Genomic DNA, 11,785 nt, shown 5'->3' on the forward strand with positions numbered 1-11,785 from the left:
TTATATTTTTTCAAGAGGGCTTTTATCTGTTTCATCATGGAAAACATCTCCTTAACTATAATTTATCAAATAAAAAAGAAATCCAAATACAGAATTGTATTTGAATTTCTTAACCTTATGACATTGTACGAGATACGTTCTCTCTTTTAAAATATTTATACCTATTTTATTTGATATATTTCAAGAATAATATCTTCGATTTTATCTTCGATTAGTTTTAATGCCCTAGCCTTATCTTCTTGGGAGCTATAATCAGATTTCTTTATTTGAATCACCTCATGGAAGAGTGGAAGTAACTCTTGAAGTTTTTCAGGAGATGGTACAACTATTGGCAATTGGCGTGCATCGTTTATTTGGAATGTCTGAGTATTATTTACAAAATCATTAACATACTCGCTCATGAATTTTGAATTAATGATACTTATGATATAGTATTCTGGTACTTTCTGAGACAATCCATATAAACTCATACTTTTAACATCATTAATACTTTTTTGTTTCAAGCGACATTTCAAATAAGTAGTATTTATATCAGACCAACAGAAACCTTCTTTAAAAAAGTAGGAATATCCTTGATATCTTGCCCGAGGATCAGTTTTCAGATAGCTTACGTTTTCTTTTGACCACGCAATGGCAAATGGTGTTTCTAGGTACCATCTGTTTCCGTCTTTATCTCCTTTGTCATATGGAACGTAATAATTTTTTTCGGTAGAAATTCCGTGTAATTTTTCGTCATCAGTGAGGGAATCTACATCAGTAATTTCATTGTCCTCTATAATTCGATAAAGATATCCTTGTCCGAAAACATCTCGACCATATTTTTCTTTTATTGAATCAAAGAGTTCAGCGATTTGATATTCATCCAAATCAATCAATAGCTGGTTCGGATCTGAATAATCATTTAAGTCATTAGATGTAATGTTATATTTATTGATCGCATTTTTTAATTTTCTAGGGCGTGTGTTCATAATATTTTCAGCCCATTTAGTTGATTTCCTAACAGCAATATACTTACCATTATTACCAGTTTGTAAACCAACACCTCCTACTGATAAACAGCCTAATAAAGCAATGTCTCCAGGTTTTAAATTGCTTCGATATTCATTGAGTTCTTTTTTATTCTGTTCAATTTTGCTACTGGTGGAAATTTTATCCCACCACATATTATTTAGTTCTTTAATCTTATCTCTATATAATTGATAAATTTTTAGGTTGTGCTTAGTTGGTTTAAAAATAACAGTATTTTGAGTATTTACATAAGTAGATTGTTCAACTTTAAAATATATAGGTTCTAATATATTTTTACTTCCGTCAATAAACATAATCGTGTTTTCTAACTCATATTTATTCTTATTAACGGATGTAATCGCAGTATCTACCATCGCGGATTCAAATGGATTAGCAGTGTCAAAGATATAATTTATTGTGTTAGAAAGTAGTAAATCTCTTAAGTTTTTCTTCGATTGAATCGTCCAAAAAGATTTAGAAGTGATATATGTAAGACTTCCTCCTTCTTCAAGTAGTTCAATTCCTTTGAAGAAGAAGTGGCTGTATAGATCATCTGCAAATCCAAATTCATTTTCTAGAGCTATTTTATCAGCCGTGCTCCGCTTTTTGGTTCCAACGTAGGGAGGATTTCCAATAATTGCATCAAATTTGTGAACTCCAAACATAAAATAACTGTCAAAAAAGCTTGCTGGTTTCTTTACAATAAAAGGGTCGAAGGATTTTAATTGTTCGGAACGTACCGATTCCCAAAGTTGAATTTTTCCTGTTGTTAATTCATAATACTTTTTTTGCCAGTTATCTTTGGAACTCTTTATACGAGCATTAAAATATTTTTGTCGAATGTCCGAAAGTTTTAGGTCTAAATCTTGGTCGTCAAAAATATTATCGTCATCTTGAGATAAAGAGATTAAACTATTAGCACAAACAAACTTAAAATCTAGGTTAGGTAAAGGCTGGATTTTACTTTTATCGGGTTCGTCAATAATTACTGAAAGCCAAGCTCTTAAACGAGAAATCTCAATTGCCATCGGTTCGATATCTACTCCAAAGATGTTGTTTTCAATAATAGAAAGTTTAAGTTCATATGCATCAAAGGATTTTAGTAATCTTTCATATGTTCTAACAAGTAGTTGAATCATCCCCATTGGAAAAGCACCAGAACCACAAGCGGGATCTAAAACCTTATAGCTATCTAGTGCCTCAAGGATAGTTTTTGTTATATTTTTACTATTGATTCCCCATAAATCAGCACCAGATGTACTTTTTCTTGCTAAAAATTCAGCATCTGAATAGTCAATTAGTAAGTCTATTCCTTGATTGAAGACTCTATTTCCCACCTTGTTATATAAATATTCCCTTAAAGATTCTTTACAAATAAATGCTACAATATCTCTCGGAGTGTAGAATGCTCCACTTAATTTCCGTGCGCTCTGTCCAGTATCTTCATTTTGGGAAGCCAATAGATTTTCAAATACTTGTCCTAACATTTCAGGATCGACTGCAATCACTTCAAAATCAGCACTAGATTCATCAGTAGTAAAATTGAACTCGTTAAACCTATCAAAAAGATTTTTAAAATAATCTTGTGGGAAATTGATTGTTTCACCAATAAAATCATTTTCCTTGGGTTCAAATAACCCACCATTTAAATACGGTGTTATATAATCTAGGTGTTTACGATCGGAAATATCAGTGTTTAGGGTACTAAAAAATAGAAGTTTTATTTTCTTTTCATAATATTCAGTAGCTGATAAACCATCTATTTCAAAGTATCCAAAGTCCTCATAAATAATACTCATTTTCCGTAAGAACCAAATGAAAAGCATTCGTCCTAGAAGTCGGGAAGAAAATTGTTTTGCATCTTCTGAGTTCTTTCCTTGATTTTCCATAGTTTCAACTAGATCTTCAAAGAATTTTGCAATAATTGAATAGAATTGTTTATTAACTTCTTTCAGTTGCAACGCATCCCATAGTTTTTTATGAATAGTCTGTTGAGGTTCGAGATTTTGACCATTATTAATTTTTGAATCATCACCATTTGCTGCTTTAAATAGATTGTCAAAAATTTGTTTTTGAGTATTACTCAAATGATCATGTAACTCCATAACACGAATTTTTTTTCTATTTGAAAGTACAATTAGGAGAGAATTGGCATCAGATGTCAGGAAAAAATCGATTCCAATCTTGTTGCTTGGAATTCTTGTTAAGTCAGAGTCTTCCCAGTTAGATGTAAATTCTGTTGAAGCTGAAATCTTTTGTTTAGTTGCACTTTCACTAAACCAGAATAACTTACTTTCAACTACACAGTCATCCTGTTTGAAGTGTTGAAAGGCTGAACGTGCAGAATTAGATTCTGGGTGTTCACGAAACCATGTTCTTTGTTTTTGATTATGGAAAATATCCATTGGAAGAGGAGAGGGGAGATTTCCAGTATTTTGACTATCGTGTTCCAACATACTAGTCCATCTATCTTGATTTGGAAGGATCCCTCTCATTATTTCATCAGCTAAGTCAATTGCTATAGCGAGGGATATCCACTCATTCTTTTCACTCGATAGTTGTTTGACTAATTTGTCTATTGTATGAATGCCATTATGGTTTTGCATAGAATAATACACCTTCGACTTTCTCTATTCTTTTTACGTCCGATTCAGCTTGTAAAAGCTTAGTTAGTAAGTTCTCAAAATTCTTGATTACTCGTGGTGTTAATTCACCATTTTCTTTGTTTTGTTTATTTACTTCTCGAACAATTTGTTCAAAAGCTCGTTTATCATTTGAATAACGTATTCCTTTTTCAATAATTCCAACAAGATTGTAACTTGAACCAAAATAAGTTTTTAAAATTTCAAGAGCGTGCATCCCTTGTTGCTTTATACTATAAACTGGATTAGCTGATTCAAATTGCACACAAATTTCAGTATTACCTTTTTTGATATATTCCGATCTATCGACTGGTATTTTATCTATCATACGTTTATTATCTTGGGGAGTCGTTTGAATTTGTTTCAAAGCATCCTTTTCTTGAATGTATTTTGCTTGAAGCGAGCTGAATGGCCCTCTTTTTTCTGAGCTTTTTTCGATGCTTACGAAACCAATATCTTTTATCAGTGCACCAGTAGCAGAGATTTTACCTTTGGCTCTATATAGTCCGATAACATAGTCTAGATTCTCAAAATTTTCAGTTGATTTCGGAAGGTAATTCCATTTTCCATCAGGGATACTTTGAATCCTCTTAATTGCTCCATCTTCTTTGTGAGCATCAATAAATTTCCGTAATTCAGTGGAATAATTATCAACCCAATCTAATATATCTTCGGTATTTTCAAATCGTTCCATTGCTTTTGAAGCTTTGTCAATATCATCATCAAAAATGTTATCAGATTCCAATATTTCATGAAATTCTATTGGATTTTCACTTTCACCTAATATACTTTGATCGTTACCAACGGTAAAGTTGATTGTTGCAATTTTGTGTTCTAGACGTCTAATTAAGTTTAGATAGAACTCTAAGTCATCATGAGGCTTTACGTTTGCAATAAGGATGTTTTCATATGTTGATCCTAAACGATTGATTCGACCATTTCTTTGAATCATTCTCACAGGATTCCAATGTAAATCATAATTCACTAAGAAACCAGCATCTTGTAAGTTTTGACCTTCAGAAAGTACATCAGTAGCAAATAAGAAATCGAGTTCGTCCTGCTTCTTAATCGTTGCTTTTTTACTAATCGGAGAAAAGCGTTTAGTAATTTCTTCAACATAGACACTATTACCTGAAATAAATTCCGCACGTTTTGAGAAGTTAGGAATCCTATTTTCTAATATTTGTGGGAGGCTTTCTTTCAGATAATCAATTGTATCAGAAAAGAAACTAAAAACTAATAGTTTTTTTCCATATTTGTTTTCTTCTAATCGTTCTACTATTTTATCTGCAAATGCATTTAGCTTTCCGTCATGGCCTTTTTTACTTAATCTTGTTAATACAGAAGTTAAAAATTTACATATGTCTTTATCTCGTTGGAGATCTTTTTTTAATTGAGCAATATTAAATAGTTTTTCATCAGCTTCTTTTCTTTCTACACCACGTTTTTTAATGTCTTGTTCGTTACCTTGAGACATAGCCTCGTCTAAATCTGACAAGTATTTTTCATAATCTTCAAAAGCTTTATCAATATCTTCACCATATTCACTATCAAGAGTTACAGCATCGGTCAGACTAACTATATATCCCCTATCCAACCATTTTTCAAACAATGCAATCCTATCTTGGTAATTCTGCACAGATCTTAGTAGGGTGGCTGTAGATGATTCCAAGCGCTTGAGCCAAGTTACATGAAGCATATTGTGAATGGCAAGTTGAGTCCTTAATTTATTAGCTTCATTTCCTTTTAGATCTAATGCACGAATTTCATTAATTGTTTTATTGTAAATATTATGAGAATAGGAATCTGGTTTATATGGTGCAAAGCCCAGAAAGTTTATCACTTTAAATAATGTTGGAATAATACTTGAAACTTCATCTTCATTAATAAAAATAGCTTCTCTATTCGACTTTATTGAGAGGTTATATTTTTCAGAAATATTAATTCCAGATTGTTGTTCTTTATGGATTTCCTTATATAAATCAAGTGGATGAGAAGTGCGTTGTGTTAATTCACTAATTAAATTTAGGTTTAGAGTTGCAGGAGTTAGATTTTCGAAAGTTGAATCTTTTACTTCATCTAGGACTTGATGGATAAATTCATTATCCTCACTGAGATAAGTATAGGGGAACTGTTCGATTGTTGACGTTGGGAAAGGATTGGTTCGTCCATTTGTAGAATTCATCTGCTCATTTTTGATAACACCTTGTCTTGTTGATCTAACAAGATAATGCCTTATTCCAGCAATGATAGTATTTTTATGGAAATCCCAATCAAATTCTTCTCCTCGTTTTTCAGCACGAGTTGCTTCTGATTGAATTCGCCTTAATGCTTCAAAGAAGTCAATGTATTCAAGAGTTTTACCTTTATTACTTTTATACGGAACATTGATGGAAACCAGATCACCTTTTGCACCTAGTTGTATTTGATTTGCAAAATCAATCAAAGAGTTATTAATAGGTGTAGCAGTGAGTAAAAGAACTTTCGATTGAGGATTTTCCTGGAATAGTTGTAAAATTTTTTGATAGCGAGTACTTCCTTGATTTCTTAAATTGTGAGCCTCATCAACTACGAATAAGTCAATAGTATTTCGAGAGTTTTTATGATGTTTAAAGTAATCAATTTGTTCTTGTATTGTTCCAGAATCTTGTTGGGAGATCAATCTGAAATCTTTTCCCTCACGAAGATTCCATCTTTCTCCTTCTAACTCGTCAATCCATTGTTGTTTAAGCGATGCTGGTGGAATAATAACAATATTGTTGTTTCCATCCTCGATATATTGTTTAATGATAGCAGCAGCTGTGATGGTTTTTCCTAGACCGACAGAATCTGAAAGCATTGCAACGCCATAACGTGACAGTTTCCGCCTTAAATCGAGTGCATTTTGATTTTGGAATGGGTGAAGAATATCCTCAATATCTTTGTCAAAAGGATCAACAGGCTGCAGTTCCTCTGGGAAGACCTCCATAAGAGTTTTGATGTAAACATCATAAGCACCATATGTTTTATCACCAACAGGGCTATCCACAATGATGTTACTGAATTCTCCAGTCCAGTCTTCAGCGTCTTTCCATAGTTCATCAAACCATACGATATGTCCATTTTGTTGTTTATCACTGGTTGGTTTGAATTCAACAATTTGGTAGTTTTCTGTAAGAAAATTTAGCTCTGCATTGGAGGTGAGTCCTGCCTTTGTAAAATTTGAAGAACCAATAATACCAACTGAGTCAGCATCTCCTAGTTCTCCAAATATATAAGCTTTAGCATGAAGCCGAGGTTCTCTATATATTTTTACTTCAAGTTTGTTGTTTTCAATTAGATTTACAAGTTTTTTGGCGGTCATGCGGAGTTGTTCGAGTATTTTCGTATTATCTCCTCCTTTTCCATATTCTTGTAGATCATGAGTTATATCAGATTCTGGGAATAGGTTCTCAGGGGCATTTATATCAATGTTATATTGTATTTGCAGCCTGTGAGCAATAGGCTCTTTACCAATCAATAATTGAATTTTCGAATATTGCTCAAAATCGTCAATTAGTTCAATAGTGCCAGCTAGATCCCAATATCCAGTTGCTATTCGAAGTACAGAGTAATTTGGAGCAATTTCATTTAGTACATCAGATAATTTTTTTCTAGAGTTATCTATAAATTGAGGATATGCCATCTTTATTTCTCCCGAGATTTTTTATTAAACAACTTTTCTATTAGTCTATTATATTTTAACATTTTATAGTTAAAAACACTTAGTATTTAAGCAACTTTAATGACTCAAAAAATATAAATATAAATATTAATTTAGAAGATATGAATTATTAATTTTGATTTTATTATGTAATTACTCGATACACTACTGAAGCAAAAAATATAATCATATACAGGAAAATATGTTAAAATATAAACAAAAAATAGATATAGGGGTTGAAATTAATGGATAATTTAAATAATTTTTTAGGAATTATAGCATCACTTTTATCAATTATAGCTTTCGTTGCATCAGTTAATTCAGTTAAAAAGGTAAAAGAAATTGAAAAGAATATAAATACTGAGTTAAATTTTAAGAGTAAGCAATCAAAAAATGAGGTATTTACTAATAGAAAAGCAAATTCAGGAGAAAGTGGGATAAGTGTTGTTGGAGATAGCAATACTATTAATGGTGGAAGATAATGGTTTTGAATACAAATGTAAGTTCAGGAGAAAATGGAATAAGCATTTCAGGGGATGGTAATACAGTTAACGTAAATAAACTAGATAATATTAATAATCGCACTATTCCAAGATCCTTATTAAGAGAAATATGTATAAAAATCTCAAATATAGATATCGAGGAAAGTGACTACTCAATACGAAAAAATTCTGACTGGCTCCAAAAGTTTGAATATAATAATGTAAAAAAGTATATTGAAATTTTCGATGAATATTCGGAAGGATATGATTCTATTGAAAATGTTTTAAAAACTATCCCAGATCCAACTTCTATAATGAAAAAAATGAAAACGTTGTATTTGAAAATAAAACCAAATGATAATAATGATAATATCGATGGAGATTTTATTCTTGAACAGATATTCAATAAATTAAAAGAAGAGATTTGTAATGAAGATTTTGTTAACCCTACTAATTTATATGATGAACAAGTTGACTATGCGATCTATTTAATTATGTTATATGCTTTTTCTAAGTGTAAAATATTGGAGGTAGTAGACTAAAATGAATGATGATTTAATAATTGAAAGAGATTTAAAACCAAAAGACACGATTTATTATTTATCTGGATGCATTCTATCAATATTAAAGGAAGGCAACCTTAATATCGATGATTTATTAGAAGAAATCCATAAAGAATATAATGAATCTATCGATTTTACAAAATTGTTACTATCACTCGATGTTTTGTATCTTTTAAATAAAGTTGAAGTTTCTCAAAGGGGTGTAATTAGATGTATATTAGAAGATTAACTTTAAAAGAAACAAGTCCCTCAGAAAAAATAATTAGGGAAATAAATTTTAAACTAGGCTTAAACTTAATTGTAGATGCTGGAAAAAATCAGGAAAAGAGTAACAGTGTTGGAAAAACTACTATCTTAAAATTGATAGATATTGCTTTAGGGGCAAGGGAACGTAAATACATTTATTTTAATGAAGAAACAAAAAAATCAAATGAAAAGTTAAAGAATTATATTATTGATAGTAAGGTTCAAGTAGTATTGGAAGTAGCAAAATCCTTTACCGATTGCACAGATTGTCAGGAACTAGCTGTTGATTTATTTCCAAATGGGAAACGCTATATTAATGGGGGATCTGTTAGTATTAGCGATTATACTAGACACTTGAATTTTATTTTCTTTTCAAATTGCCAAGATAAACCTACATTTAGACAACTTATAAAAATGTTTGTTAGAATTGATCAAAAAGCTGATAATGATAAGTTTTTGAAATTTCTCACACGTACATCCGATAAAGTTTATAATAATGTTTATTCTTATTTATTTAACTTACAAGAACAAGAACTTGCAAATGATATTTTAGCTTATAAAGAAAAAATAGGAGAAAAAGAAAAAGAATTAAAAAATTATATGAAATCTAGTAATTTTGATTCAATTGATATAATTACACAAAAGATTAATTTGCTAGAGAAAAGAGTAGAAGATATAAATTATCAAATTGATATTTTAATCGATTCCCAAAAATTTAAGGAAAATGAAAATAAAATTTCCGAAATAAGGATTGAATATGCTCAAATAAAAGATAATTTGGATAAATTATATTTTCAGAAAGAACGTATTAAAGACATTATTGAAAGGACTGAAATTGATAGGAATAACTTAGTAAGTGAAGAGATACTAGAGACGCTTTATAAGGAGGTTTCATGTCTAACTGACAAATTAGACAAAGAGTTTAAGGATTTAATTAAATTTAATACTGAATTAGTAGAGAATAAGTTGAATTATTTTAACTATCAACTTGAGAAAAAAGAATGTCAAATAAAACAATTGGAGATAAATAAAAATAGGCTATTTTCTAGTTATAAAAATATTACGATGTTGGTAGAAGATAATAAAATAGAAGAATATACAGTTTTAAAAAATGATCTAGCTAATTATTTAGAAGAGTTAGGTAAAAATAAAAATATCAGTGAAACCTATTGTTTTTTGTTAAAAAGTTTACATAGGTTAAAAGAAGAGCTAAGAACTTTAGAAGAAAGTTCAGAATCTTCATATGAAATGATTTCAATATTCAATGAATTTTTTTCAGATTTTAGCAGAAAAACTAATGATCAGTCTTTCATGTTATACAAAACAGATGGAGCCTTCCCTTTTGGTATTAATCATGTGAATGGAGTATTGAGTACGGGTACTCGAAAGTCGATTATTACAGCATTTGACTTAGCGTATCAAAAATTTGCTAAAAAAATTAACAAAAATGTTCCGAATTTTGTAATACATGATGTAATTGAATCAATCGACTATCAAGCTTTTAAGGCAATAGCTGATATTGTCAGTGGCATTGAGTGCCAATATATAGTTGCAGTTTTGAAAGAGAAAATATCAGGCAAGGAATTTATCCATGGAGATAATATACTAGTAGAGTTATCTGAAAATGAAAAACCTTTTAATCTTTGATTGTTTTTCTGATGTAGACTCTATTTTAGAGGAGTCTTAGTTTATTTTTAAATAAATTGAAACAATAAATGAAGATAAGGTTATATTTGATTGTTCTTATTTATAACAATTTATATAAATAATTTAGAATATATGAGTTATTCTCGGAAGTATAGATTTTATTTTAATAAGTTTCGAGAAAATATAAATTTTTCTGAAAGATAAATGTACTTTGAAATTTTTTACTTTGTCTATCTTAGTTATAATGTTTATCAAATCTGATTTGAGCATTTCTTTTTCCTCATCTTAATTATTCAACTAATAAAAAATCGAGGGTGAGCAAAAACTAAAATTCAAGATAAATGAAGTAAATATCTCCAAAATAAAACGCATAGTATCAAGTTTTTTCAATGCCTGACACTATGCGCTTTTTACCCAGCCTCTTTAAATTCGCTATATTTCATATTGATTGATTTCTTGTTGTTCCCAATCTTCTTCTTCAACTTCTTTGATGTCAAAATCCTTTGAATCTTCGTTGTAAACTACCAAGAAATATCCCTCGTCATTATAAAATTTGCTTGTGACGATATCATTTCTCGGTGTGAAATAATAAATGGTTTCATCTATCTTTTGAACGGTTCTTATTTCTTTAGGTGGTGTGGGCATCAAAATACCAATAAAATTGACGCTCACCATAACAAAGAACATAAAACCGATTGTTGAATAAATAAATGCTTGCAATGCTTTCATAATGTCCCTCTTTTTCTAAAATTGTGAGCCAATTTCTTTTGTACTCCAGATATCGTATTCCACCATACGATCTTCACCTTTGTTTTTGGATTTGTTATAAACGACCAAATAGTAGTTGCCAGAATGATAATGTTTACCGATGATAACATTGTCGGTAAGGTCTATTTTGTAAAATTCTTTAGGTAATTTTTGAACATATTTCACGTTTTCGATGATTTCTATTTTTGGTGTTGTCAGATTAGCGATAAGTGCCCACAAAAATATGATTAGTAACTCACCGAAAATAATCGCAAGCATGATGTTTTTGTTTAGTTCCATAATTTATTCCTTTGTTAATTTCACTCAATTATCATTTACAGTGATATTTTTAAGATTTTTTACTTTTAAAATCACCAAAATTTTTTCAACTACAGAAAATCTCATATTATCTTTATCTAAAACAACCTTGTTAACAATCATATCTGCTTCTTGGAATAATAAAATTGTTTTATCAAGTTTCTTCAAAGTTAAACCATTATTTTTGATTTTCTAAAAAAATATTCATTTTCTTTAATAACGCAAATATATCATAAAGAAGAAACGATGTCAATTTCATTTTCTGATTTTAAATCTTGATTGTTCAGGGTAATTTCTCAAAGTAACTTCCACTTTCCTGACTGAAGTGGAAATTAGTCTAAAACGGATTTTTATGGTGGAATTAAGTGTGAGACGTTTGTGATAGAAATGAGGCCTACTATGACCAAACATAAACACCTTACCCTTTCAGACCGTAATGATATCCAATTA

Annotated in this window: 9 protein-coding genes; 4 read left to right on the forward strand and 5 right to left on the reverse strand. The window is 30.1% G+C overall.

Going from position 1 to position 11,785, the window contains the following annotated elements; translation table 11 throughout:
* Window positions 1–161 precede the first annotated feature (161 nt).
* Together QM374_RS01340 and QM374_RS01345 are read right to left on the reverse strand one after the other, a co-directional pair.
* On the reverse strand, window positions 162–3,614 hold the full coding sequence (locus tag QM374_RS01340; protein WP_248035851.1) for an Eco57I restriction-modification methylase domain-containing protein: 3,453 nt from the start codon (window positions 3,612–3,614) through the stop codon (window positions 162–164).
* A complete protein-coding gene (locus QM374_RS01345) occupies window positions 3,601–7,314 on the reverse strand; it encodes a DEAD/DEAH box helicase family protein (RefSeq protein ID WP_248035849.1) in 3,714 nt (1,237 codons plus the stop codon). The genes QM374_RS01340 and QM374_RS01345 overlap by 14 nt, the downstream gene beginning before the upstream one ends.
* 263 nt (window positions 7,315–7,577) lie before the next feature.
* On the opposite strand from QM374_RS01345, the gene QM374_RS01350 reads away from it, so the two are divergent.
* The 4 genes from QM374_RS01350 to QM374_RS01365 are packed head-to-tail and all read left to right on the forward strand — an operon-like array spanning window position 7,578 to window position 10,270.
* Window positions 7,578–7,814 (forward strand): hypothetical protein, encoded by a 237-nt coding sequence (locus QM374_RS01350; protein ID WP_248035846.1) that lies wholly within the window; start codon window positions 7,578–7,580, stop codon window positions 7,812–7,814.
* Complete coding sequence (locus QM374_RS01355) at window positions 7,814–8,356, forward strand: hypothetical protein (protein WP_248035845.1); 543 nt, start codon at window positions 7,814–7,816, stop codon at window positions 8,354–8,356. The genes QM374_RS01350 and QM374_RS01355 overlap by 1 nt, the downstream gene beginning before the upstream one ends.
* A 1-nt stretch (window position 8,357) precedes the next feature.
* Window positions 8,358–8,606 (forward strand): ABC-three component system middle component 6, encoded by a 249-nt coding sequence (locus QM374_RS01360; RefSeq protein ID WP_248035841.1) that lies wholly within the window; start codon window positions 8,358–8,360, stop codon window positions 8,604–8,606.
* A complete protein-coding gene (locus QM374_RS01365) occupies window positions 8,588–10,270 on the forward strand; it encodes a hypothetical protein (protein WP_248035839.1) in 1,683 nt (560 codons plus the stop codon). Before QM374_RS01360 ends, QM374_RS01365 begins: the two co-directional genes overlap by 19 nt.
* Before the next feature lie 432 nt (window positions 10,271–10,702).
* Here the strand turns inward: QM374_RS01365 and QM374_RS01370 are convergent, their stop codons facing one another.
* The 3 genes from QM374_RS01370 to QM374_RS01380 are packed head-to-tail and all read right to left on the reverse strand — an operon-like array spanning window position 10,703 to window position 11,503.
* The gene (locus QM374_RS01370) at window positions 10,703–10,999 is read right to left on the reverse strand and encodes a hypothetical protein (protein ID WP_248035837.1); all 297 of its coding nucleotides are present in this window, start codon (window positions 10,997–10,999) and stop codon (window positions 10,703–10,705) included.
* 15 nt (window positions 11,000–11,014) lie between these two features.
* Window positions 11,015–11,317, reverse strand: coding sequence for a hypothetical protein (locus tag QM374_RS01375; protein ID WP_248035835.1), 303 nt, complete (start codon window positions 11,315–11,317; stop codon window positions 11,015–11,017).
* A 24-nt stretch (window positions 11,318–11,341) separates the two neighbouring features.
* Window positions 11,342–11,503: a hypothetical protein gene (locus QM374_RS01380; RefSeq protein WP_248035834.1), complete on the reverse strand. Its 162-nt coding sequence runs from the start codon at window positions 11,501–11,503 to the stop codon at window positions 11,342–11,344.
* Between the last annotated feature and the right edge of the window lie 282 nt (window positions 11,504–11,785).

This window comes from Streptococcus infantis (assembly GCF_047465525.1).
Classification (GTDB): domain Bacteria; phylum Bacillota; class Bacilli; order Lactobacillales; family Streptococcaceae; genus Streptococcus; species Streptococcus infantis_R.

What these genes read in the sequence shown, in the direction of transcription:
- QM374_RS01345 (WP_248035849.1), bottom strand. Translation starts at nt 7,314, where the DNA reads ATGGCATATCCTCAATTTATAGATAACTCTAGAAAAAAATTATCTGAT.
- QM374_RS01355 (WP_248035845.1), top strand. Translation starts at nt 7,814, where the DNA reads ATGGTTTTGAATACAAATGTAAGTTCAGGAGAAAATGGAATAAGCATT.
- QM374_RS01360 (WP_248035841.1), top strand. Translation starts at nt 8,358, where the DNA reads ATGAATGATGATTTAATAATTGAAAGAGATTTAAAACCAAAAGACACG.
- QM374_RS01365 (WP_248035839.1), top strand. Translation starts at nt 8,588, where the DNA reads ATGTATATTAGAAGATTAACTTTAAAAGAAACAAGTCCCTCAGAAAAA.
- QM374_RS01350 (WP_248035846.1), top strand. Translation starts at nt 7,578, where the DNA reads ATGGATAATTTAAATAATTTTTTAGGAATTATAGCATCACTTTTATCA.
- QM374_RS01370 (WP_248035837.1), bottom strand. Translation starts at nt 10,999, where the DNA reads ATGAAAGCATTGCAAGCATTTATTTATTCAACAATCGGTTTTATGTTC.
- QM374_RS01375 (WP_248035835.1), bottom strand. Translation starts at nt 11,317, where the DNA reads ATGGAACTAAACAAAAACATCATGCTTGCGATTATTTTCGGTGAGTTA.
- QM374_RS01340 (WP_248035851.1), bottom strand. Translation starts at nt 3,614, where the DNA reads ATGCAAAACCATAATGGCATTCATACAATAGACAAATTAGTCAAACAA.